This window comes from Exiguobacterium sp. AT1b, from assembly GCF_000023045.1.
Lineage (GTDB): Bacteria > Bacillota > Bacilli > Exiguobacteriales > Exiguobacteriaceae > Exiguobacterium.
This window is the reverse complement of record NC_012673.1, coordinates 2167501-2192748: the sequence shown is the minus strand read 5'-3', so window position 1 is coordinate 2192748 and position 25248 is coordinate 2167501. Positions and strand designations below refer to the sequence as shown.

The 25248-nt window shown below is 50.8% G+C and carries 21 protein-coding genes, 2 rRNA genes and 1 riboswitch (1 of these 24 only partly in view); of the genes, 1 reads left to right on the top strand and 22 read right to left on the bottom strand.

Translation table 11 applies throughout. From position 1 onward, the window contains the following. The 19 genes from pcrA to purE form a co-directional block, all read right to left on the bottom strand. Positions 1-2217 carry a DNA helicase PcrA gene (gene pcrA / locus EAT1B_RS11455; RefSeq protein ID WP_015880722.1) on the bottom strand — a complete coding sequence of 739 codons (2217 nt, stop codon included), beginning with the start codon at positions 2215-2217 and terminating at the stop codon, positions 1-3. 38 nt (positions 2218-2255) lie between these two features. Beyond that, a complete protein-coding gene (locus EAT1B_RS11450; RefSeq protein ID WP_015880721.1) occupies positions 2256-2936 on the bottom strand; it encodes a heptaprenylglyceryl phosphate synthase in 681 nt (226 codons plus the stop codon). Positions 2937-3025: 89 nt separating this feature from the next. Then, complete coding sequence (locus EAT1B_RS11445) at positions 3026-3259, bottom strand: hypothetical protein (protein WP_015880720.1); 234 nt, start codon at positions 3257-3259, stop codon at positions 3026-3028. A gap of 12 nt (positions 3260-3271) precedes the next feature. After that, positions 3272-4654, bottom strand: coding sequence for a TrkH family potassium uptake protein (locus tag EAT1B_RS11440; RefSeq protein ID WP_015880719.1), 1383 nt, complete (start codon positions 4652-4654; stop codon positions 3272-3274). A gap of 35 nt (positions 4655-4689) precedes the next feature. Then, the gene (locus EAT1B_RS11435; RefSeq protein ID WP_015880718.1) at positions 4690-4995 is read right to left on the bottom strand and encodes a YerC/YecD family TrpR-related protein; all 306 of its coding nucleotides are present in this window, start codon (positions 4993-4995) and stop codon (positions 4690-4692) included. Positions 4996-5062: 67 nt separating this feature from the next. Next, positions 5063-6805 (bottom strand): adenine deaminase C-terminal domain-containing protein, encoded by a 1743-nt coding sequence (locus tag EAT1B_RS11430; protein WP_015880717.1) that lies wholly within the window; start codon positions 6803-6805, stop codon positions 5063-5065. Positions 6806-6986: 181 nt separating this feature from the next. Further along, complete coding sequence (locus tag EAT1B_RS11425; RefSeq protein ID WP_015880716.1) at positions 6987-9275, bottom strand: EAL domain-containing protein; 2289 nt, start codon at positions 9273-9275, stop codon at positions 6987-6989. 90 nt (positions 9276-9365) lie between these two features. Then, positions 9366-10619, bottom strand: coding sequence for a phosphoribosylamine--glycine ligase (purD, locus tag EAT1B_RS11420; protein ID WP_015880715.1), 1254 nt, complete (start codon positions 10617-10619; stop codon positions 9366-9368). Between the two features lie 14 nt (positions 10620-10633). Continuing rightward, positions 10634-12154, bottom strand: a complete 1521-nt coding sequence (gene purH, locus EAT1B_RS11415) for a bifunctional phosphoribosylaminoimidazolecarboxamide formyltransferase/IMP cyclohydrolase (RefSeq protein ID WP_015880714.1) — start codon at positions 12152-12154, stop codon at positions 10634-10636. Beyond that, positions 12151-12729 (bottom strand): phosphoribosylglycinamide formyltransferase, encoded by a 579-nt coding sequence (gene purN, locus EAT1B_RS11410; RefSeq protein WP_015880713.1) that lies wholly within the window; start codon positions 12727-12729, stop codon positions 12151-12153. The genes purH and purN overlap by 4 nt, the downstream gene beginning before the upstream one ends. After that, complete coding sequence (gene purM / locus EAT1B_RS11405) at positions 12726-13760, bottom strand: phosphoribosylformylglycinamidine cyclo-ligase (RefSeq protein WP_015880712.1); 1035 nt, start codon at positions 13758-13760, stop codon at positions 12726-12728. The genes purN and purM overlap by 4 nt, the downstream gene beginning before the upstream one ends. A gap of 12 nt (positions 13761-13772) precedes the next feature. Further along, positions 13773-15182: an amidophosphoribosyltransferase gene (gene purF / locus EAT1B_RS11400; protein ID WP_015880711.1), complete on the bottom strand. Its 1410-nt coding sequence runs from the start codon at positions 15180-15182 to the stop codon at positions 13773-13775. Then, positions 15158-17377 carry a phosphoribosylformylglycinamidine synthase subunit PurL gene (gene purL, locus EAT1B_RS11395; RefSeq protein ID WP_015880710.1) on the bottom strand — a complete coding sequence of 740 codons (2220 nt, stop codon included), beginning with the start codon at positions 17375-17377 and terminating at the stop codon, positions 15158-15160. The genes purF and purL overlap by 25 nt, the downstream gene beginning before the upstream one ends. Then, on the bottom strand, positions 17361-18041 hold the full coding sequence (gene purQ / locus EAT1B_RS11390; protein WP_015880709.1) for a phosphoribosylformylglycinamidine synthase subunit PurQ: 681 nt from the start codon (positions 18039-18041) through the stop codon (positions 17361-17363). The genes purL and purQ overlap by 17 nt, the downstream gene beginning before the upstream one ends. Beyond that, positions 18038-18280: a phosphoribosylformylglycinamidine synthase subunit PurS gene (gene purS, locus EAT1B_RS11385; protein WP_015880708.1), complete on the bottom strand. Its 243-nt coding sequence runs from the start codon at positions 18278-18280 to the stop codon at positions 18038-18040. The genes purQ and purS overlap by 4 nt, the downstream gene beginning before the upstream one ends. Continuing rightward, entirely contained in the window at positions 18277-18981 is a 705-nt protein-coding gene (purC, locus tag EAT1B_RS11380) for a phosphoribosylaminoimidazolesuccinocarboxamide synthase (protein WP_015880707.1), read from the bottom strand. Before purC ends, purS begins: the two co-directional genes overlap by 4 nt. Positions 18982-19030: 49 nt before the next feature. Beyond that, positions 19031-20323 (bottom strand): adenylosuccinate lyase, encoded by a 1293-nt coding sequence (gene purB, locus EAT1B_RS11375; protein WP_015880706.1) that lies wholly within the window; start codon positions 20321-20323, stop codon positions 19031-19033. Further along, positions 20320-21414, bottom strand: coding sequence for a 5-(carboxyamino)imidazole ribonucleotide synthase (gene purK / locus EAT1B_RS11370; protein WP_015880705.1), 1095 nt, complete (start codon positions 21412-21414; stop codon positions 20320-20322). The genes purB and purK overlap by 4 nt, the downstream gene beginning before the upstream one ends. Next, positions 21414-21902, bottom strand: a complete 489-nt coding sequence (purE, locus tag EAT1B_RS11365) for a 5-(carboxyamino)imidazole ribonucleotide mutase (RefSeq protein WP_015880704.1) — start codon at positions 21900-21902, stop codon at positions 21414-21416. The genes purK and purE overlap by 1 nt, the downstream gene beginning before the upstream one ends. Positions 21903-21970: 68 nt before the next feature. Beyond that, positions 21971-22072, bottom strand: a riboswitch (purine riboswitch). A gap of 147 nt (positions 22073-22219) precedes the next feature. Between purE and EAT1B_RS11360 the strand changes: the two genes are divergently transcribed. Further along, positions 22220-22690 (top strand): NUDIX hydrolase, encoded by a 471-nt coding sequence (locus tag EAT1B_RS11360; protein ID WP_015880703.1) that lies wholly within the window; start codon positions 22220-22222, stop codon positions 22688-22690. Positions 22691-22732: 42 nt separating this feature from the next. On the opposite strand, the gene EAT1B_RS15800 is transcribed toward EAT1B_RS11360, so the two are convergent. From EAT1B_RS15800 to EAT1B_RS11350, 3 genes are all read right to left on the bottom strand, one after another. Beyond that, positions 22733-22924: an NETI motif-containing protein gene (locus EAT1B_RS15800; protein ID WP_015880702.1), complete on the bottom strand. Its 192-nt coding sequence runs from the start codon at positions 22922-22924 to the stop codon at positions 22733-22735. Positions 22925-23011: 87 nt separating this feature from the next. Continuing rightward, a 5S ribosomal RNA gene (gene rrf / locus EAT1B_RS11355) occupies positions 23012-23128 on the bottom strand. A 55-nt stretch (positions 23129-23183) separates the two neighbouring features. Next, positions 23184-25248, bottom strand: a 23S ribosomal RNA gene (locus tag EAT1B_RS11350); it runs 849 nt beyond the window's last position.

The following is a 25248-nucleotide window of genomic DNA, read 5'->3' as shown; positions in this document are numbered from 1 at the left end:
TCACGCTTTTTCGATAGGGGCAAATTTAGCCAATAGGCGCTTGATCCCGACTTCCGGGAATGCGATGTCGACTTCGAGTTGGTCGCCTTCACCACGTGTCTGTACGACCGTCCCTTGTCCCCATTTTTTATGATTCGCTTTGTCGCCGACATTCCAGCCGACCGTTTCGGCACCGGATGATTGGGCGAGTTTCGGCTTCGGTTTCGAACTAAAGCCATTCACTGGTAACTTCCCTGGTGACTCGACCGGGTTCCATGGCATCGGTTTTCTCGCCTTACCGGACCGCTCTAACAACGTTTCCGGCAACTCATGCAAGAATCTCGACTCTGGGTTGTTTTGGAAGCGACCGTATAGCATTCGTGACTGAGCACGTGTCAAATAGAGACGCTTCTCGGCACGGGTGATCCCGACATACGCGAGACGACGTTCTTCTTCCATCTCTTCCTCGTCGTTCAAGGCACGGCTGTGCGGGAAGAGCCCTTCTTCCATTCCAATCAGGAAGACGACCGGGAATTCAAGTCCCTTCGCCGAGTGCAACGTCATCAGGGTGACTTGATGTGACTCATCGACCTCATCAAGTGAATCGAGGTCTGAGACGAGCGTCAAATCCGTGAGGAAGGCGACGAGCGTCTGTTCATCGCTCTCTTTCTCAAAGTTTTGGGCGACCGACAAGAACTCTTGCAAGTTCTCAAGTCGGCTTTCCGCCTCAAGCGTCTTCTCGATTTTGAGCATCTCTTCATAACCTGTCTTCTTCAACACTTCCTCAACGAGTTCTGAAATGGAGAGGTAGTCCGCCATCTGTCGTAAATCCATCATCATCTGACGGAAATCCGCAAGTTTCGTCGCAGTGCGTGGGGCGATGCCTGACAATTCGATGTCACGAATCGCATCCATGAGCGAGACGCCCTGCATGTCTGCAAAATCCCCTAGTTTATCAATCGTCGCAGCACCAATCCCACGTTTCGGCTCATTGACGACGCGAACGAACGAGATGTCCTCATCCGGGTTGGCGATCAATCGCAAGTATGCGAGGACGTCCTTGATCTCTTTTCGCTCATAGAACTTCGTCCCACCGACCATCTTGTAAGGGATGTTCGATTTGAGGAGCATCTCCTCAAGTCCACGTGATTGTGCGTTCGTCCGGTAAAGGACCGCCATCTGTCCGTAGTCCATCCCTTCCATCTTCAGCTCTTTCATCTGGTTCATGATGAAGAACGCTTCGTCGCGATCGTCTGATGCGACATGGAGCAACAATTTCTCCCCTTCGTCATTTTCAGTCCACAAGTTCTTCTCTTTCCGGGAAGCGTTGTTTTGGATGACGCCGTTGGCCGCCTCTAAAATCCGTTTCGTCGAACGATAGTTTTGTTCGAGCAAGATGACATGGGCGCTCGGATAATCTTTCTCGAACGTCAAGATGTTGGCGATGTCGGCACCGCGCCAACGATAAATGGACTGATCCGAATCCCCGACGACACACAAATTCTCATGTGCCTGTGCGAGAAGTTTGACGAGCGTATATTGGGCACGGTTCGTATCCTGATACTCATCGACATGGATGTACTTGAATTTCTTCTGATAGAACGCCAACACGTCCGGTGCTTCTTGGAATAAGTGAATCGTCTTCATGATCAAGTCGTCAAAGTCGAGCACATTGTTTTGTTTCAGCTTTTTCTCATACGCCGTATAGACGTCCGAGATGATTCGCTCGTACGGATTGTTCCCGACGAGGGCGGCCGCATCCTTCGCCGTGCGCAGTTCGTTTTTATGATTTGAAATCATCCCGAGAAGGGTACGCGGTTCGTACTTCTTCGGATCGAGGTTCAATTCTTTCAACACCTGTTTGATTGCTGTCAATTGATCCGAGGCATCTAAAATGGAAAAGCTCCTGTCATAGCGGATGCGATCGATATCGCGTCGTAAAATCCGGACGCACATGGAGTGGAATGTAGAAATCCAAATGTCTTCGGCGACACCACCCACAAGACGGGCAATCCGATCTTTCATTTCTCGTGCTGCCTTATTCGTGAACGTGATCGCTAAAATGTTCCACGGTGCCACTTGCTTCGCCGCCATCAAATAGGCGACACGATGGGTCAAGACACGAGTCTTCCCAGACCCTGCACCCGCCATGATCAACAGCGGGCCATCCGTATGCTTCACCGCTTCTGCTTGTTCCGGGTTCATGCCTTTGACTAATTCTTCGCTAAGATTATACATAATCGTTTCCTTCCTTGTTCCAAACGTTTGTTCTTATTTTATCGGAGTGCTCGGACAGTCGCAAGTGCTCCAGCTAAGTCTTCATAAATGATATTGCCGACAACAATCGTGTCGACATGTGCACCCATCAATCGCGCCGTCTCTTCTCCCTCAATGCCACCACCGTAAAAGAGATGTGCATCAGGCAACGCCAAACGAATCTCTTTGACGACATCAGGATTCCCGAGTCGTCCACTATATTCGATATAGAGCGAGGGAAGACGGAACAAGTGATGCCCGACTTCCGCGTATGCCACGGACTCTTCCATCGTCAAATCGCATCGCGCTGCCGTCACGTCAGCGACTTTCGCCTCCGGGTTCAAGACAAGATATCCTTGAGCCGTGACAAGACGGGCATCAAAGAAATGGCCATATCGTTCAAACGCACGCGCATGATGACCAATGATCCATTCCGGAGTTCCTGCATTCAGCACGGTGGGCACGAAGTAATGATTGAATCCGTGGATGACTTGACTAGGATGGCTAATCTCAAGTGCGATTGGAATCCCGGCATCTCGGACTCTCGCATAAAGCGCAAATGTATTCTCTGCATCAATCCCATCCGTTCCCCCGATCAAAAAGGCGTCGGTCCCCGAATGGATGAGCGCCTGGAGGGCCTCATCTGTGAGCTCCTTATTCGGATCTAGTTTAAACACATGTCGCCACGTCTGAAATTCCAACTCATTCCCTCCTATCGAATCCTTCTCTAGTGTATCGATTTTTTTCCTCGCGTGCATCTCCCCAACAAAAAAAGACTTGCCGAAGCAAGTCACGAACGTGCCGTACGATTCCGTTCCCGATCCGTCAGCCATTTCGCAACAAGCAGGGCGAATAGACCGTAAACGGGGACGAACCAGAGTGGATTCGCTAAAAAGAATCCGAGCACTGGAATGTCAAGGAGCGGTGAGTCTGGTGAACAAAGTGCCGTTCCATTGACGATGGCGATAAACGGAAGAACCGGTACGACAAAGACGTATCCGAAGTTGATCCAAAATGCTTTCATATGACAATCTCCTTATCCTAAGATGATTGATTCTTTCGGATAGTTATACATCCGCTTCGGTTGTCTCCGTTGCAGGATGAGAATGAAGGCGATGACGCCGATTCGGCCGATGAACATGAGAATCGTCAACACCCATTTTCCAACGTTACTAAACTCGGAAGACAATCCGACGGATAGACCCGTCGTCCCGAACGCAGAACACGCCTCGAATAAGATTCGTGTCAACGAAGCATCCTCAAAATAAGCCATGACCATGACACCTGATAGTAACACGGCAAGCGAAACCGTAATGATCACGAACGCTTTCCAAATATCTTCCAGGACAATCTCACGACCGAAAATTTTGATGGACGAGTCCCCACGAATGAATGCGACGACACCGAGCACGGCTACAGCGAACGTCGTCGTCCGAATCCCCCCACCAACAGACGATGGAGATGCCCCGATGAACATAAGGATCGACAAGAGCAACATGCTCGCTTCAGAGAACAAATTGACATCGACCGTCGATAGACCACCATTTCGTGTCGTCACGGACTGGAACAACGAATCCGATAGTGCCAACCAGAGTGGCAAGTCCTTAAAGGCGTTGTTGTATTCAAAGATGAACAAGCCGACCGTACCGACAGCAATCAAAATAAAGAATGTCGAGACCGTCAATTTCGTGAACAACGAGAATCGACTCGGGAACGTGTGACGTTTCCGTGTGATTCGGCTCACCAAGTACGTTCGAATCTCTACAAGCACCGGGAATCCGATGGCACCACCGGTCATGAGCGCGATTTGCGTAAAGATGACGAACGGGTCCTCACGGAATGGCGCGAGCGAACTTCCCGTAATGTCAAACCCGGCATTCGTCGTCGCACTGACAGACCCGAACAATCCTTGTAAGAAGGCTTCGCCGGCGGTATCAAAATAATTTAAGTAATGGACACCGAGCAAGACGGCACCGACCGCTTCGATGGCGATTACGGTGATCACGATTTCCGTGATGTATTTGACAATACCAGACATGGACGTCTGGTTTTGGTCGCGTAAAATCAGTTGCCGCTCCCTGAACCCAATCCGTTTCCCGAGTAAAATCCACATGATGACGTGCAAACTGATCAATCCGACACCGCTCACTTGGACGATGAACAGGATGATAAATAAGCCGAACGTGGAGAAGGTATCGGTGACTACAATCGGTGTCAGGCCGGTGACACTGACACAGCTCACCGCAAAGAAGACAAGATCGGTAAACGTGATCGTCACTCCGGGCTTATGGGCGATTGGTAAGGCGAGAAGCAAAACTGATAAAATCGCTGCCGCACTATAAATTAACACGAGTGTTTGAACCGGTGTTAAATTTCGAAAGAACAATTGTAAGTTCCGTTTCATGAATTTCTGTTGCATCTCGCCCCTCCCCTCCATCAAAAACAAGATGACTCTTACGAGTCACCTTTTGTTTGTTGTAGACGTTCAAGAGCGAGATCGTATCCGCCTGTCCCATAGTTCAAGCATCGCTTCACACGTGAAATCGTGGCCGTTGAGGCGCCTGTCGCATCCTCAATTTTGTGATACGTGTTTCCTTCACGAATTTGCCGCGCCACTTCAAGTCGTTGCGCAAGTGCTTGAATTTCATTAACAGTCGCTAAATCTTCGAATAATTGATAACAGTCTTCGAGTGTCTCGAGCTTCAAAATCGCTTCAAACAATTGATCAAGCTCTCGACCTCGTAATTTATCGAGTTGCATCCGCAAGCATCCTCTCTACTCATACTTCTTTATCATTCTAAAGCAGGGGCGCCTTGGACTCAACTATTCATCGCAAAATCGCAGGAAATAGTACTTGTTTCTTCATGACTTCGTAAATGCCGAGAGGTGTCGCCCGAACATACGGCAAATGGGTAGATGCTAAAAATAGTAATGTATAAATCGGATCTTCGAACTGATAGCCCCTCGCCATGAGCTCGTCTCGCAGCTGTTTCTCTTGACCGATGAGCGTTTCGAGCGGCTCCGTCGACGTCATCCCACAGAGTGGTAACGGGATCTCGGCAACGATTTCGCCCTGGTCTACGAGGACAATCCCACCTCCGAGCTCGTTCATTCGTTTGAACGCCAGTAACATATCCTGTTTGCATTTCCCTAGAATCAAGTAGTCCCCACTGATCGAGTACGAACTGACAAGTCCACCAAAATCTCGGGCGAAACCTTTCAGAACTGTGTTCAATCGCCATTTCCCTTCTTTATCAAGCAACATGAGAAACGATTCGTCTCCATCACGCGGTAATTCATCTTGACCCGTGTCATGCGTAATTTTAAACAGTTTCATGATGACCGAGTTGATCATGTCGAGTCCGACGGGCATGCTGAAAGATAGGTCTTGTGGCGTCAGCTCGATTGAAACGTCTGTCGACGGCATCTTATCGAGGACCGCTTCCACTAATTCGTTCGGGAAAAGCGATACCCCATCACGATAAATCCATTGCCCTTTCGCAATCACAGCCGTCGGACGCGGTTCCTCGATGGCATCTAGAATGTTCAAGTGCGCGATGCGGCCTGGCGCAATCGCACCTAAAATGTGATCGAGGTCAAAGTGACGGGCCACGTTATGAGAGACAATCCGGTAGGCTTCGATGGCCGGTAATCCCGCTTCGATTAAAATGCGGACGAGCGCATCCTGCATGCCGTCCTCATAAAAGCCCGGTGTCGAACCGTCCGTCGTCACCATGAGATGGTCGAACGCCGTCAGTCCATTCGCCAATAGGTCACGAATCATCCCCGGAAGGTCCGGACGAATCGAGGAATGTCGAAGCGTCGTCGTATAACCTAGTTCCAATCGATTGAACGCCTCTTCCGCCGTCATCGCCTCATGGTCGCTGTGTACTCCCATCAACGCCATTTTAGTCAATGTCTTCGGCGACGCTCCCGGAAAATGTCCCTCGACCGGCAAACCGCACGTCTCGGCGTCAAGCATCCACTGAAGCATCTCATCATCGCCCTTCAAGGCGCGCGGCCATGCCGTCAATTCACCTGCCATGACGACGTCCGGATGGTTAAACCACTCGTGAATGCGTTCCGAGTCGACAGCTACGCTCTCCCGGTCCAACTCCGTTTGCGTATCCAGACGGGCCCACCAATACGTACTCGTCGGCAATTGTTGAATCGCATCGAGTTGCGCAAACGCTTGCTCTTTCTCTTGTAAAAAAAGCAGCATGTTGTCATTGACGAGCGTCGTCGTTCCACGCTCTCCTGCATATTTTGACAACGTCGCCGGATTGTATAATTGAAACGGATGAGCGTGAGGCTCGATATACCCAGGTACAATATACTTTCCTGTCACATCGACCGTTTCGACCGCTGATTCTGGTAAGTCTGGACCGACATACACGATGCGATCTCCCTCAATCCAAATATTCGCGGTTCTCCATTGTTTTACGTAAACGTTCAAATACGTTGCATTTTGTAAGACGAGCGAAGGTGGCCGCAATCGATCTACGACTTCAAGTTGTGAACGAATCATCACTTTAGACCACGGTGCCCGCGCCGTTCTTTTTGTTGGCATCGAACCCAATCCTCCCTTTTCCCTTTCAAAGCTATAAAAGAATAGTTTTGAAAGCGTTTTCTTTCCCTGTTTCAAGTTTACCTTTTCTCTGAATGGGTCGCAAGTTATGTTCCCTATTGTAACAAATTTCACATATATTTTTCACAAAAAAGGCGACTCTTCCTATGAAGAGTCACCTACATCAAATTTGAGTCATGACGGTTTTACGTAAGTACAGGTGCAATTGATCGACCGGAATCGGTTTACTGTAATGATAACCTTGAATGAGCGAACCACTATATTCTAATACGAACGCAAGCTGTTCCGGTCGCTCGACCCCTTCCGTGACAATCTCGAGTCCAAGCGTCTGGAAAGTTTGATACAGCCCCTCTAACAGCGCGCGGTCAAACTTATTCTCCGGAATCCCTTTCACGAAATTCTGATCGATTTTAACGATGTCGAGACGTAGGGATTGCAGATATGACAGTGACGATGTCCCGACACCGAAGTCATCGAGTGAAATTTTGACCCCGATGGTCTTTAACGCTTGAATGAACTGTTGAAGTTCATACACATTCCCACCGACCTCACTCTCTGTGATTTCCACATGCAACCGGTGTGGGGGAAATCCTGTCTTAGCGAGCGTCTCCTCCAACGCTTCTAAAAACGAGTCGTCTAAAATCTGACGCTTCGATACGTTGATCGATAAAAATAAATCAAACTGCTCTGCGTACTCTTGAATCTCGGTGATGGCGCGCACAAGCACCCAGCGTCCTACATCTGAGATGAGCCCGAGTTGCTCCGCAACCGGAATGAAAACGCCGGGAGAGACGAACCCTTTCTGTGGATGGTGCCAGCGAATCAACGCCTCGACTCCTCTAACTTGAAACGGCTGCGGAGAGACGATTGGTTGGTAATAGAGTTCGAACTCATCATGACGCAGCGCATGACGTAAATCACGTTCCATTTCGAGCGCCTGCAAGTAATGACTCCCATCTTCAATCTCATGATAGGAAAGAATCTGATCTTTCCCGGATGCTTTGGCTTCGTGTAAGACGACATCGAGTCGCGCCATCATCACCTCATAGGAATGATGCGTCGGTCCAGTCAATTCGTCGATGCCGATACTCAAGGTCAAATGGTTCATCCCTTGCTTCAAACCCCATTCGCGCAAATCTTTCACCAATTGATTGGCAATGATCATGAGCTCCTCGGTCGTCCATTCCGGATGAATCAAGATGAACTCGTCCGCTCCGATTCTCGCAACGAAGCCATCCTCTTTATAAAACATCAAACGAGAGGCAAAGAACGTCAGCATCGCATCTCCCGTACGCTGACCAAATTGATCGTTGATGCGGCGGAAGTTGTCGAGATCGATTCCCATCACTCCAATCGATCGGGTCGTGTCCGGTAAGCTCACGAACATCTCTTCGACTGCCAAGCGGTTCGGAAGACGGGTCAAGGAATCGCGGAAGGCACGCGTCAACGATTCCTTTTGTGTCTGTTCGAGTGCATCGAGCACCTCGTTCATGCTGATGGCCATCTCTTCGATTTCGTCTTGTTGATTCGGATGCAATTGAATCCGTAACCGACTATTCCGTTCTTTCGTGATCCATTTCAGTTGGTTGACGATGCCCATCAATCGTTTCGTGACAATTTGATTCACCGTCCAAAACAGTGTCAACAATAGACCAAGACCGAGGACAAGAAGCCCGATCATCCCCGTTTCTAACATGGTCTGCGTGTTGGTATAGTACGTTCGCTTCACCGAGAAGTTGAGTTCCCAGTTCGCATCTTGATAGACGGATTGAAGCGGTAACGAGACACGGGCAAATTGATTGTCTTGATCGACCGTCAACTGCTGGTGAGAAAGAGGGCTGATCGATAATTTCGTTTTTGCTTGAGCACTCATCGCGGCCATGAAATCTGGACCGATTTTCTGAATGAGCACGAGCGTCCCACCGGGTTCTCCTGTCCCATCACTCTTCACAATCGGGTGACTCATGAAGACGACCGGACCGAAATCGGTGCCGTACACCGCACTTTGTTTGATTCCTGACGAGTTGACGTAACGGATCAAGTCGTTCGTGAAGATCTCTTTGTCCTCTTCACGATCCAATTCATAAAATTGAGTAAATTCCGAGTAGACGACCTTTCGATCACGGTCGAGGAAAATCATTGCGCCGACCCCTAAGTTTTCGAGTGTCTCTTCCCCCATGTTGTTTTCAATGAATGCTTCATTCTGATTTTGAACAAAATCATAGGCATTCGTCCAAACTGACCAATCGACAAGAATCCGCTCGAGCATAAGTCGGTGATTGGCGAACACTTCTGACACACTTTCGATTTGATCGCGGGTCATCGCCCTGTCCTGTTCAATACTTTTCTCTACAAAATACGGTTTGATGACGAATAAAATGACCCCGATGAAGAGTACGATGTTCACGGCTATCGCAATAAATAATTTTGTTTGAACACGCAGGCCGACCACCCTCCTTCTTCAAGCTACTTTATTATTGTAGAACAGGATATCGGCATTTCCTTTTTTTCGCATGAAAAAAAGGATGGGTTGACCCATCCTTCAAATAATCTGTGTGAACGCCCGTGACCCGATGTCCGTTCGGTGGAACGTTTCAGGTAGATCGAGTTGTGAAATTGCCGCATACACAGCCGTTTTCGCCTCAAGCAGTGTCGGCTTCGTCGCCGTCACAACGAGTAGACGACCTCCGCTCCCTACGACTTGATCGCCCTTCTTTGTCGTGCCGGCATGGAAGACTAGCACATCTTTCGGAAGTGACTCAAATCCTGACAACACCTGGCCCGTGATCGGTCGGTCCGGATACCCTTCGGCCGCAATGACGACACCCATCGTGTATCCGTCAATCCAGTCAACCGAATACGATTCTTGGCGAACGACCGCTTCAATCACGTCAAGGAGCGGCGATTTCAAGTTCGGCAAGATGACCTCCGTTTCCGGGTCACCGAAGCGTGCGTTGAATTCGATGACTTTTGGTCCATTTGCCGTCAAGATGAGACCGGCGTACAAGAATCCTTCAAATGGAGTACCTCGCTTGACCATCGTCTGTGCGAGCGGTTTTAATACGGTCTCGACGGCCTCCTCATACACGTCCTTTGAAAGATGCGGCATCGGGCTATATGCGCCCATCCCACCCGTGTTTGGTCCCCCGTCGCCGTCATAGGCACGTTTATGATCTTGCGAGGTGATCATCGGAATGACACGCTCTCCCGAGACGAATGCCATGAGCGAAAACTCTTCCCCATCGAGGAACTCCTCGATGACGACTTGTGACTGTTGGCCAAATTTATCCGTCGTGAAAATATCACGTACGGCAGCTTCTGCCTCTTCGACCGTGAACGCAACCGTGACGCCTTTACCGGCAGCCAATCCGTCCGCCTTGACGACGAGTGGTGCACCGAGCTTCTCGATATAGGCAAGCGCCGATGCCGCATCCGTGAACGCCTCGTATGCCGCTGTCGGAATTCCGGCTTCCATCATGACTTCTTTGGCGAATGCCTTGCTTCCCTCGAGTAAGGCAGCCGCTTTCGTCGGTCCAAAGATGTTCAGCCCTTTGTCGCGGAACGTGTCCACGACTCCTGCCATGAGCGACGACTCCGGTCCGACAATCGTCCATTCGATTTCGTTCTCTTCTGCGAAATGGGCGAGCGCCTCCACGTCTGTTTCATGGATCGACGCGCACGTCATCCCTTCCATGAAGTCGTTGCCCGGTGCAACGAAGACGTGATGCCCGTCTTGTTTCAACTTCCATGCGAGCGCATGCTCGCGCCCTCCTCGACCGATGACCAATACGTTCATGACGCAAACCCCTCTCAGTGTTTGAAATGTCTGACTGATGTGAATACCATCGTGATGCCATGGCGATTTGCCGCTTCAATCGATTCGGCATCGCGAATCGACCCACCCGGTTGGATGATGGCCGTGATTCCTGCAGCCGCTGCCGCTTCGACCGTATCTGCCATCGGGAAGAAGGCATCACTTCCGAGAGCCGCGCCTGACGCGCGTTCCCCGGCTTGTTCAAAAGCGATTTTCGCTGCACCGACGCGGTTCATCTGTCCGGCACCGATTCCAATCGTCGTCTCGTCTTTTGCGACGACAATCGCGTTCGATTTGACGTGCTTGACGACACGCCATGCAAGTTTCAAGTCTTCCCATTCCGCTGCTGTCGGGCGACGATCCGTCACGATTTGGCATGAGGCATCATCGAGTGTCATGTCATCCCCGTCTTGTACGAGCAATCCTCCGGCGACAGCCGTAAGGCGCATGCCTGTCATCTGTCCCATATCTAACGTCAACAACCGAAGATTCTTTTTCTCTTTCAATCGGTCAAGTGCTGCCTCACTAAAGGATGGGGCAATGATGATCTCTAAAAAGATGTTGCGAAGGGCATCTGCCGTCTCAAGATCGACTTCACGGTTTAAGGCGACGATTCCACCAAAGATGGAGACCGGGTCGGCCGCATGGGCACGTTCGAACGCTTGAGAAATCGTCCGTCCGACTGCAACGCCGCACGGGTTCATGTGCTTGACGACGACTGCCGCCGGCTCAGTCAATTCACTGAGTGCTTCAAGGGCTGCATTCGTATCTTGAATGTTGTTATACGAGAGCTCTTTCCCGTGAAGCTGTGTCGCCTTCGCAAGTGTCATCCCGTCATATAACGGTGTCTTATAAAACGCCGCTTGTTGGTGTGGGTTCTCTCCGTAACGAAGGTCTTGAACTTTTTCATACGTGACCGTCAACTGCTCTGGGAACGTTTCGCCGATTTGACGACCTAAGTAGTCGGCAATCAACGCGTCATAGGCAGCCGTATGTCGGAACGCTTTCGTCGCGAGACGTTGACGTGTTTCAAACGATGTACCGCCTCCACGTACTTCCTCGGCGACGAGTGTATAATCACTCGGGTCCACGACGACGGTGACACTCGCATGGTTTTTCGCAGCCGAACGCAACATGCTCGGTCCACCAATATCAATGTTTTCAATCGCTTCTTCGTATGTCGTATTCTCTTTCGCAATCGTCTCCTTGAACGGATACAGATTGACCACGACATAATCGATTGGTTCGATGTGATGATCTTTCATTTGTGCGACATGCGTATCGAGGTCGCGACGTCCGAGCAAGCCCCCGTGAACGAGTGGGTGCAACGTTTTGACACGGCCGTCTAACATTTCAGGGAACGATGTCACTTCCGAAATGTTCTTGACTGGCAATCCCGCCTGCTGAAGCGCAGCCTCGGTCCCACCTGTTGAAATGAGCTCGATGCCCGCCTCATGCAAGACGGTCGCGAGTTCGACAATTCCCGTTTTATCAGAAACACTTAATAATGCTCTCACTTGAAAACCTCCTGTTGATTCAACACTTGTTGTAATACGCGCGGATACAGTTGGTGCTCGATCGTCTGAATGCGACGCGTCGCCTCGGTGCGGTCACACCCTTCAATCTCGACAGACGCCTGTGCGATGATCGGACCCGTGTCCATCCCCGCATCCACATAATGAACGGTCACACCACTCGTCGGCACGTTGGCGTCAAGCGCCTGTCCGATTGCGTCTTTACCCGGAAAAGCTGGTAAAAGCGATGGATGAATGTTTAGAATGCGATTCGGATATGCGGATAGTAACACATTTCCGATCAAGCGCATATACCCCGCCAACACGATATAGTCTACACGAAGCGTACGGAGCAGGACGAGGATCTCTTCCTCGAACTCTTCTTTTGACGCGTACGCCTTCGGTGTAAACGAAAAGCTTGAGATCCCATAACGTTCCGCTCGATCGAGAACAGTGGCTTCTGGTTTGTCCGTCACGAGCAACACACATTCGGCAGACAATTGACCATCGGCGATCGCTTGCCAGATCGCTTCGGCGTTACTTCCCGATCCTGACGCAAAGATGGCAAATCGTTTCATTGGTCCACTCCTGAAATCCGGATGCCTGGACGACTCTCGACTTTCCCGATTCGGTGCGCAGTCTCCCCGACACGTTCAAGCGCCGCTTCGACGAGTTCCACATCTTCAGCTCGTACCGTGATCATATACCCGATTCCCATATTGAAGACGTTGAACATTTCTTGCTTCGAGATGTTCCCGACTTGTTCGAGCCAGTCGAATACAGGAAGACTCGGCCAACTCGACGCATCGAACGTGATGCCAAGACCTCCTGGCAACATGCGAGGCACATTCTCATAGAAGCCACCACCTGTGATGTGTGCCATCCCTTGAACCTTGCCTGTCGAAATGGCCGCTTTCGCCGCTTCGGCATAAATCCGTGTCGGCAACAGCAAGGCGTTCCCGAGTGTCGTATCGAGCATCGCAATCTCATCCGTATAATGAAGACCTTGCGCTTCCACGATATGACGTACAAGGGAGAACCCGTTCGAGTGGACGCCTGAAGAGGCAAGTCCGAGCACGACATCCCCATCCTGAATCGTCGAACCGTCGAGCAAGTCTTCTTTCTCTACGACACCGACCGCAAATCCGGCGATGTCATATTCGCCATCCGGATACATCCCTGGCATCTCAGCCGTTTCGCCACCGACGAGCGCACAACCGGCTTGGACACACCCTTCTGCAACACCGGCGACGATTCGCTCCAGTTTGGCCGGTTCTGCTTTCCCGGTCGCAATATAGTCGAGGAAATAGAGCGGTTCTGCTCCATGCACGAGACAATCGTTGACGCACATGGCGACGCAATCGATTCCAATCGTGTCGTGTTGGTCGAGCGCGAACGCCAATTTCAGTTTCGTCCCGACCCCGTCAGTCCCGCTCACGAGAATCGGGTGTTTCATGTTCATCGAACCGAGGTCAATCATCGCTCCGAAACTACCGAGTCCTGTCATCACTTCCGGACGCATTGTCCGAGCGACATGACGTTTCATACGGGATACGGCCTCGTACCCTGCTTCTAAATTCACACCCGCTTGTTCATAACGAACGCTCATCGCTTTTCCCCCTTAAGCCTTTGTCTCTGTCACGAGTTCTGCAAGTTCAGTCGGATAAAGTCCCGTGAAGCATGCAGCACACTGCCCGCGTAGTGCTCCTTCGAATGGACGATCGATGGCTTCGACCGTTCCATCCAATGTGAGGAACGCTAGTGAATCGGCACCAATCTCTTCTCTGATTTCTTCAATGGATTTGGTTGCCGCAATTAACTCTTCCTTGGTGGATGTATCGATTCCGTAGTAACACGGATGTTTGATTGGTGGTGACGTGATGCGCACATGCACTTCCGTCGCGCCTGCCTCTCGAAGTAACGTGACGATTCGGCGACTCGTCGTTCCACGGACGATGGAATCATCGACCATGATGACGCGTTTCCCGTTCACGACACCGCGTAACGCTGACAACTTCATCTTCACGCCGCGCTCCCGTAGTTCCTGGGACGGTTGAATGAACGTCCGTCCGACGTATCGGTTTTTAATGAGACCCATCTCGTATGGGATTCCGCTCGCCTCAGCGTAGCCGATTGCCGCGGAAATACTTGAATCCGGCACACCTGTCACGACATCCGCTTCGACCGGTGCTTCTTCAAACATCTTTTTCCCCATGGCTTTACGTGCCGTATGCACGTTGATGCCATCGATGATTGAGTCCGGTCGTGAGAAGTAGATGTATTCCATTGAACACATGGCACGGACTGCCGCTTCACTGAATCGCTCCGACGTGATCCCTTCATTCGTGACCATGAGCAATTCTCCTGGTTCAACATCTCGTACGTACGTTGCCCCCACGACGTCAAACGCACACGTTTCCGAAGCGAACACGTAAGCCCCGTCTTCGGTTTGTCCAAGTGACAATGGACGTAACCCATGCACATCAACACCGACGTACAGTGCATCTTCCGTCAAGAATAGGAATGCGAATGCCCCGACGAGACGGGCCAAGCTGTCAGCGATCCGTTCTTTCAACGAATTGCCGCGACTCCGCTTGATGAGATGGGCCACGACTTCCGTGTCGGACGTCGTCTGGAAAATCGCACCTTCCGCTTCGAGCATATGTTTCAACTCGTTCGCATTCACGAGGTTTCCGTTATGCGCCATCGCCAAATCGCCAGTCAACGACTTGAAATGGAGCGGTTGAACATTCTCGAGCGTGTTGCCGCCAGCCGTCGAGTAGCGGACGTGTCCAATCGCATGGTTCCCGGTGAGTGCGTCGAGAGATGTTTCGTCAAACACTTCGGTGACGAGTCCGAGTCCACGTTTCGCGTGGAGACGCTCTCCGTCTGCCGTGACGATTCCCGTTCCTTCTTGGCCACGGTGTTGCAAGCTGTGCAGTCCGTAATAGGCTAGGTGTGACGCTTCGATGTGACCGAACACACCGAAGACGCCGCACTCCTCGTTCATGCCTCGGATGTCATATAACATGGAATAGCTCCTTCCCATACACGTTCCAACTCTTGTACGTCCATTTCAATCAAGCGGTCGCTTGCACGAACGACAAGTGTGGATGCTTCTGTAACTGTCCCGATTGCTGTCCCGTTCGTCATGCGCGCAAATGCCTCGGCATGTGCCTTGTCGACCGTCACGAGGAAACGTGACTGGGATTCACTGAATAGCGCCGTCACGAGATCTGTGTCGATCGTCACGTCCACGCCGAACCCTGTTCCAAAGACCAGTTCCGGTAACGCTGCCGCAAGACCACCCTCTGATACATCATGTGCCGCCGTGACCAGACCTTCACGGATGGCGTGAAGCAATACCTTCTGTGTCTGACGTTCATTCTCGAGATCGAGTGTCGGTGCATGACCGCTCACTTTTCCGTCTTGCAACATCTGAAGGGCACTTCCGCCAAATTCCGCTTTCGTCTCACCGAGTAAGAAGACGACGTCTCCCGCTTGTTTCGCAAACGATGTCGTAATATGTTCTGGTTTCTCGATGAGTCCGACCATTCCAACGACCGGTGTCGGGTAGATGGCTTGTCCGTTTGATTCATTATAAAGCGATACGTTCCCACCGATGACCGGCGTATCGAGCGTACGACACGCTTCTGCCATTCCTTCGACGGCTTGATCGAGCTGCCAGAACCCTTCCGGTTTATCCGGGCTCCCGAAGTTGAGACAGTCCGTCAAGGCGAGTGGTTCTGCACCACTTGCGACGATGTTTCGTGCCGCTTCCGCGACAGCGATGGCTCCACCGACACGTGGGTCGAGATATACATATTTCGCGTTGCAGTCTGTCGTCATCGCGAGCGACTTCTCCGTCTCACGAATGCGAATGACCGCGGCATCACTACCTGGTGCGACGACTGTCGACGTTTGTACCATATGGTCATATTGCTCATACACCCAACGTTTCGAGGCGATGCTCGGCATCGCAAGGACATCTTTCCATGTCGCCATCATATCTTCGACGATTGGTGTGACCGGCTCCATTGCTTGGAAAGCTTCATAATATGCTGGAACTTTAGACGGTTTATGATAGACAGGAGCGTCTTCTGCGAGTGCGTCGACTGGTACTTCCGCTGCGACTTCTCCTTGATGAACGAGACGAAGTACTTTTTCTTCAATGACTTCCCCAACTTTGATTGCATGAAGTCCCCACTTCGTGACGATTGCTTCGATTTCGTCTTCATGTCCTGCTTTGACGACGAGGAGCATCCGCTCTTGCGATTCCGAAAGCATCATCTCGTAAGGTGTCATGCCTGTCTCACGTTGTGGGACGAGGTCTAGGTTCATCTCGATTCCCATCCCTGCTTTTGATGCCATCTCTGCTGACGATGACGTCAATCCGGCTGCGCCCATGTCTTGAATCCCGACGAGCGCAGGATGTTTGATGACTTCGAGACACGCTTCAATCAAGAGTTTCTCCATGAATGGGTCCCCGACTTGGACGGCCGGGCGTTTCTCGTCTGCGTCTTCTCCGAGTTCTTCAGAAGCGAACGTGGCACCATGGATTCCGTCGCGCCCTGTCGTTGCTCCGACGTACATGACCGAGTTTCCGACACCTTCCGCGATTCCTTTTTGAATGTCTTCATGACGGATGAAGCCGACACACATCGCGTTGACGAGCGGGTTGCCTGAGTAGGCCGGGTCAAAGGCGACTTCCCCACCGACAGTCGGGATGCCGACGCAGTTCCCGTATCCAGCGATGCCGGATACGACATGACCGAATAAATGTTTCACACGTGATTCGTTCAAATCTCCGAAACGGAGTGAGTTCAATAAAGCGATCGGACGGGCGCCCATCGAGAAGATGTCACGGATGATTCCACCCACCCCAGTCGCTGCTCCTTGATAAGGCTCGATTGCGGACGGATGGTTATGACTCTCGATTTTGAAGGCGACGGCTTGTCCGTCACCGATGTCGACGATTCCAGCCCCTTCTCCTGGTCCTTGTAAGACGTGCTTGCCGGTTGTCGGAAACTTCCGGAGCACCGGTTTCGAGTTTTTGTACGAACAGTGTTCAGACCACATGACCGAGAAGAGACCGATTTCTGTATAATTCGGTTCCCGGCCAAGCAGTGAGACGACGAGCGCGTATTCGTCGTCCGATAATCCCATCGTGGCATAGATCCGTTCATCACGGATTTGTGTAGCTGTCGGTTCAGTTGTAAGTAACATGTCGTGCCCCCCATTTTACGATTGACGTGAATAACCGTTTACCGTCTTCCCCACCGAGCAACGCTTCGACCGCACGCTCCGGGTGTGGCATCATGCCGAGTACGTTCCCTGCCTCGTTCGTGATGCCGGCGATGTTTTCGACCGATCCGTTCGGGTTCTCTTTATAGGTGAACGCAATCTGGCCATTTGCCTTCAATGCCGCAAGTGTCGCATCGTCACAGTAGTAGTTGCCCTCACCGTGTGCGATTGGCACGCGAATCGTTTCCTGTGCCGCGTACTCACTTGTGAACATCGTTTCGTTGTTTTCGACGACGAGGTCGACGGTCTTACACATGAATTTCAAATCGCGGTTTCGCATCAATACGCCTGGAAGGAGTCCCGCTTCGACGAGCACTTGGAATCCGTTACATACGCCGAGTACCGGGCGTCCTTCTTCCGCGAAACGCTTCACTTCAGCCATGATTGGTGAAAACTGGGCGATTGATCCGCAGCGCAAGTAGTCTCCGTATGAGAAACCGCCTGGTAAGAGGACCCCATCGAATCCTTCAAGTGAGGTTTCCGTATGGAACACGTATTCCGCTTCTTCCCCGAGCACATCTTTTACCGCGTGGTACATGTCGAGGTCACAGTTTGATCCTGGAAAGACGATGACCGCAAACTTCATGCGAGTACCCCCATCTCGATTTCATAATTCTCAATGACCGTATTGACGAGTAACTTCTCACACATTTCTTTGACCATGTCTTCTGTCGTGTCGTCCGCTACTCGAAGCTCGATGACTTTCCCGATGCGCACCGATTCAACTCCAGCGAATCCAAGATGTTCGAGTCCGCCTTTTACGGCCACTCCTTGTGGGTCGAGTACACTTTCACGTAATGTCACATACACATTTACTTTTTTCATTGTCCGTTTCCCCCTATGCGTGTTAACAATTGTCCATACGTCTCAGTCAAAGAACCTAAATCGCGACGGAATACATCTTTATCAAGCTTTTGTTTCGTTTCTTTGTCCCAAAGGCGGCACGTATCCGGCGAGATTTCATCCGCCAAGATGATCGTCCCATCCACTTTTCCGAACTCTAGTTTGAAATCGATCACGTCGATGCCGTGTTGACCAAAGAAATCGAGCAAGACATCGTTTACCCAAAGCCCGAGTTGTCGCAATGTTTCGACTTCTTTGTGTGTAGCAACTTGCAATAATCGGATATGATCCTCCGTGAGGAGTGGGTCCCCAAGCGCATCGTCCTTATAATAAAACTCGACAATCGGTGCGAGGAGCGGTGTTCCTTCTTCCCAACCGAGACGTTTCGCCAGACTACCGGCCGCGACGTTGCGGACGACCACTTCTAACGGAATGATGTCGACACGGCGGACCAACTGTTCCCGGTCTGAGATTTGTTTGATAAAGTGCGTCGGAATCTTGTTGTCATGCATCAATTCGAACAACTGGGTCGTGATGGCATTGTTTAAAATCCCCTTCCCATCAATCGACTCTTTCTTTTCTCCATTGAATGCTGTCGCATCGTCTTTATAGTACACACGAAGCACACCCGCTTCTTCTGTCTCAAATAACGCCTTCGCCTTGCCCTCATAAATTGCTTTCATCTGAACCGTTCCCCCTTAAAAGTGAGAGGGGCTTGTCGCCCCTCAACGATTACAAACCACAGCGTTCAAAAATCGTATCGACACGGCGTACGTGATAACGCGGGTCGAACAACTCATCGAGCTCTTCACTCGTAAAGAGTGCGCCCATCTCTTTGTCCTCTTCAATCAATGTACGGAACATCGTCTCTTCTTCCCATGCCTGCATCGCTTTCGGTTGAACCGCGTCGTATGCTGCTTCACGTGACCAGCCCTTCTCGATGAGACCGAGTAAGATCCGTTGCGAGAAGATGATCCCGAACGTACGGTCCATATTGCGGCGCATGTTGTCCGGGAAGACCGTCAAGTTCTTCACGATGTTACCGAAACGGTTCAACATGTAGTTGAGGAGAATCGTCGCATCCGGAATGATGATTCGTTCTGCTGATGAGTGCGAGATGTCACGTTCATGCCAGAGTGGGACATTCTCGTATGCTGTCATCATATGACCGCGAATGACGCGTGCAAGACCCGTCATATTTTCAGAACCGATTGGATTACGTTTATGCGGCATCGCAGAAGACCCTTTTTGTCCTTTCGCAAAGAACTCTTCCACTTCGCGTGTCTCTGTTTTTTGAAGTCCACGAATCTCGGTTGCCATCTTTTCAATCGATGTGGCAATCAATGCGAGTGTTGACATGTACTCGGCATGACGGTCACGTTGGAGTGTCTGTGTCGAAATCGGTGCAGCTTGGATACCGAGCTTGTCACAGACGTATGACTCGATGAACGGGTCGATATTCGCAAACGTCCCAACCGCTCCGCTCATCTTCCCGAATTCAATCGTTTCGCGAGCTGCCATGAAGCGTTTTTTGTTTCGTTTCATCTCTTCATACCAGAGGGCGAGCTTCAGACCGAACGTGGTCGGTTCCGCGTGAACGCCATGGGTACGTCCCATCATGATGTCATACTTATGTGCCTTCGCTTTTTCTGCGAGAATACCGATGAAGCGATCTAAATCGGCTTCTAAAAGATCATTCGCCTGTTTGATTAAGTACGAGAGTGCCGTGTCGACGACATCCGTCGACGTCAATCCGTAATGTACCCACTTTTTCTCTTCTCCGAGTGTCTCGGAAACGGCACGAGTGAACGCAATCACATCATGACGTGTCTCTTGTTCAATCTCTAGAATGCGATCAACATCGAACGATGCCTTGTCCCAAAGAACTTGTACATCTTCTTTCGGGATGATACCGAGTTCACTCCAAGCCTCACAGGCATAAAGTTCAACTTTTAACCAAGCCTCGAATTTGTTTTGATCAGTCCAAATGTTTGCCATCTCTGGGCGGGTGTAGCGTGAAATCATAAAACGGTCTCCTTCCAAATTGCCAGTTGTTCGATGGTATGAAGCGCTTCTTCGACCGTGTCACCAAGGACGTTCAAATGTCCCATTTTGCGACCTGTCTTCGCTTCATCTTTTCCATACAGATGTAGTTTAACATTCGATGGCAATGCTTTGACATGAAGTCGTGGCATATGCTCGCCGAGAAGGTTGACCATGACGACAGGCGATGTCAATCTCGTCCGTCCGAGGCGCATCCCGGTCACGGCTCGAATGTGTTGTTCAAATTGTGAGGTTTCACAAGCGTCAATCGTGTAGTGCCCGGAGTTGTGCGGACGCGGCGCAAGCTCATTCACATATAGACGGCCATCCGCCATGACGAACAGCTCGACAGCGAGCGTTCCCATTAAGCCGATATGGTCTGCAAGCTGGAGAGCGAGGTGTCTTGCATCCTCTTGAATCTCATTTGATACGCGAGCCGGTACAATCGATAAATGTAGGATGTTGTTGTGATGAATGTTTTCACTGATTGGGAATGTCGACGTTTCGTCATACCCTCTCGTCACAATGACTGAAATTTCTTTTTCAAATGGCAACCAAGCTTCGGCGACGTATTCCTGTTCGACAAAATGTTCAGCGAAGGTCTGAAGGTCATGTTCCGACCGAATGACCGTTTGCCCTTTCCCATCATAGCCGAAACGACACGTTTTGATGACAAATGGGTAGCCGAGCTTCTCATATGCCTGCCGTACATCTCGAACCGTACGTACCGAAACATATGGTGCGACACGTAGTCCCGCTGATTCAATCATCTGTTTCTCTAAGATGCGATGTTGCGTCGCCTTCAACACGTCCATACCTTGTGGGCATTTTTCTTCGATGGCTGCAATCATTTCCGTATCGATGTTCTCAAATTCATACGTCACAACGTCTGAACGAGCAGCGAGTTCTTTTGCGGCATCGACATCATCAAATGAGGCAACAATTGAATCTGCCACTTGAGCAGTCGGTGCATTGGGGTTCGGGTCAAGACAAAGTGTCGTGTATCCCATTGCACTCGCACTGAGTGACATCATCCGTCCAAGTTGTCCTCCACCTAAAATTCCGATTCTCATCAGACCAACTCCTCCGTTCCTCGCATCGCCATCTCTTGTTTCTTCTCACGAAATGCATCCAGTCGATGTGTTATGTCTGTGGAGTGGATGCTGAGGATCTGAGCAGCCAATAATCCTGCATTCGTTGCTCCCGCTTTTCCGATGGCAACAGTTGCTACTGGAACTCCTGCAGGCATCTGAACAATGGAGAGGAGCGAATCCATTCCATTGAGTGCTTTCGACTGAACCGGGACACCGATGACAGGAAGTGTCGTTTTCGCAGCGACCATTCCAGGAAGGTGGGCTGCCCCACCAGCACCCGCAATGATCACTTGGATGCCTCTGCCTCGTGCCTCTTCAGCATATTCGAACATAAGGTCTGGTGTACGGTGAGCGGATACGACTTGTTTTTCATATGGAATCTGCAACTCATCCAACACGTCACACGTATGTTTCATCGTCTCCCAATCAGATGAACTTCCCATGATTACTCCAACTGCTACGTTCATTCCCAATGTCCCCCTTACAAAAAGAAATCCCTAAACCGACAATCAGTTTAGGGTATAGGCATGACAAATACACGTCCGCTACACCCCATAGTCTGATCAGAATCGGTGATCAGGTAGAAACTTGCAAGCCATTTCCTTGCGATTATATGGAGCACTATTTATTTTTCTTATCTCACACGCCTATCGTACCTTGTTCTTTGAAAACATGTCAATAAACTGCGAACATTTTAATTGTCTGAATATTTATCGTTCGCTTTTTGGATGTTATCAGCACAATCTTATCCGATAATGTATGCTATTGAAAAGGGGGGAGTTCGATGAGTTACATATCGAGTCTTAGAGAAGTGGTTGGCAACCGACCGATCATCAGTGTGGGAGCAACCATTTTGGTCATCAATCAAAAGCAAGAGGTACTGATGCAATTCCGATCGGATACACTTGACTGGGGTTTACCAGGAGGATCGATGGAACTCGGGGAAACGTTGGAAGAAGTCGCTGCTAGAGAATTAAAAGAAGAAACTGGACTTCTCGCTGAGCAATTTGAATTAATCCAAGTCTTTTCCGGTTCAGATGGATACTTCAAATATCCAAACGGAGACGAGACATACGGTGTCATTCATTTATACCAGGCGAAAGGAGTACATGGAGCGCTCGTCATGGAAGATGGTGAAAGTTTGGCTCTTGAATACTTTAGTAAAGAGAATCTTCCTAAAAAGATAGAAAAACGAGCTCAAACTTTATTGGATGCGCTTGGAGATCGATGCTTTGAACGCGAGCATTCATTTTGAGACATAAAAAAGCCGTCACGCAGATTGTGTGACGGCTTGGCATTAGGATTCTTTAGAGACGCATTCAAATAAAATCGACTGATGGGAATGGACAGGTTCATCTTTGGCTCCCGTTTGCTCAAAGACGGGCTTTTCAATACGGCGTATAGGACGATAACCCATTTCATTGATTCGATCTAAACATTCACTGACCGTTTCATTTGGTTCGACATATACTTTGATCTTCTTAGCCATTGCTTCTTACGTCCTCTCTTCCACTAAGCTGAATCGATGATATGAAAAAACGGCGGCCCTTGAGCGAATGCTCCAGAACCACCGTTTGCCTGGCAACGTCCTATCCTCACAGGGGGAGATCCCCCAACTACTTTCGGCGCTGAGACGCTTAACTTCCGTGTTCGGCATGGGAACGGGTGTGGCCGTCTCGCTATCGCCACCAGACTCTACAGGGCTTGTTCCCTGAAAACTGAGGATTCATCAACACAAACCATTAGACTAGATCAAAGCCTCGACCGATTAGTATCATTCAGCTCCACGTGTCACCACGCTTCCACCCATGACCTATCTACCTCATCGTCTCTGAGGGGTCTTTCTTGATTGCTCAAAGGGAAATCTCATCTCGGAGGGGGCTTCATGCTTAGATGCTTTCAGCACTTATCCCGTCCGCACGTAGCTACCCAGCGGTGCTCCTGGCGGAACAACTGGTACACCAGCGGTGCGTCCATCCCGGTCCTCTCGTACTAAGGACAGCTCTCCTCAAATTTCCTACGCCCACGACGGATAGGGACCGAACTGTCTCACGACGTTCTGAACCCAGCTCGCGTACCGCTTTAATGGGCGAACAGCCCAACCCTTGGGACCTACTCCAGCCCCAGGATGCGATGAGCCGACATCGAGGTGCCAAACCTCCCCGTCGATGTGGACTCTTGGGGGAGATCAGCCTGTTATCCCCAGGGTAGCTTTTATCCGTTGAGCGATGGCCCTTCCATGCGGAACCACCGGATCACTAAGCCCGACTTTCGTCCCTGCTCGACTTGTAGGTCTCGCAGTCAAGCTCCCTTCTGCCTTTGCACTCTTCGAATGATTTCCAACCATTCTGAGGGAACCTTTGGGCGCCTCCGTTACTGTTTAGGAGGCGACCGCCCCAGTCAAACTACCCGCCTGACACGGTCCTCCAGCCGGATCACGGCTGCGAGTTAGAGACTCTATACGCAAAGGGTGGTATCCCAAGGGTGTCTCCACCGAAGCTGGCGCTCCGGCTTCACAAACTCCCACCTATCCTGTACATCGCGTACAAAGCCTCAATATCAGGCTGTAGTAAAGCTCCATGGGGTCTTTCCGTCCTGTCGCGGGTAACCTGCATCTTCACAGGTACTATGATTTCACCGGGTCTCTCGTTGAGACAGTGCCCAAATCGTTACGCCTTTCGTGCGGGTCGGAACTTACCCGACAAGGAATTTCGCTACCTTAGGACCGTTATAGTTACGGCCGCCGTTTACTGGGGCTTCGGTTCAGTGCTTCTCTTGCGATGACACATCCCCTTAACCTTCCAGCACCGGGCAGGCGTCAGCCCCTATACTTCATCTTGCGATTTAGCAGAGACCTGTGTTTTTGCTAAACAGTCGTTTGGGCCTATTCACTGCGGCTTATGTCGCCATAAGCGTCCCTTCTCCCGAAGTTACGGGACCATTTTGCCGAGTTCCTTAACGAGAGTTATCCCGCGCGTCTTAGAATTCTCATCTCGCCTACCTGTGTCGGTTTGCGGTACTGGCGCCGACCTCCTCACTAGAGGCTTTTCTTGGCAGCGTGAAATCCGGTGCTTCGCCCTACGGGCTCCACGTCACAGCTCAACCTTGTATGCCGGGCGGATTTGCCAACCCGACGGCCTCGCTGCTTGTCCGTGCACTTCCAGTCGCACGGTCACCTTATCCTTCTGCGTCCCCCCATCGTTCAAACGGTGGTACGGCGGTACAGGAATATCGACCTGTTGTCCATCGCCTACGCCTTTCGGCCTCGGCTTAGGTCCAGACTAACCCTGAGCGGACGAGCCTTCCTCAGGAAACCTTAGGCTTTCGACGGAGGGGATTCTCACCCCTCTTTTCGCTACTCACACCGGCATTCTCACTTCCAAGCGCTCCACGGCTCCTCACGATACCGCTTCACTGCTGCTTGGAACGCTCTCCTACCATCCCTTACGGGATCCATAGCTTCGGTGGTATGTTTAGCCCCGTTACATTTTCGGCGCGGCGCCACTCGACTAGTGAGCTATTACGCACTCTTTGAATGGTGGCTGCTTCTAAGCCAACATCCTAGTTGTCTGTGCAGCGCCACATCCTTTTCCACTTAACATACACTTGGGGACCTTAGCTGATGGTCTGGGCTGTTTCCCTCTCGACTACGGATCTTATCACTCGCAGTCTGACTCCCGAGTACAAGTTGCTGGCATTCGGAGTTTGACTGAATTCGGTAACCCTGTGGGGGCCCCTAGTCCAATCAGTGCTCTACCTCCAGAACTCTTCACCTCGAGGCTAGCCCTAAAGCTATTTCGGAGAGAACCAGCT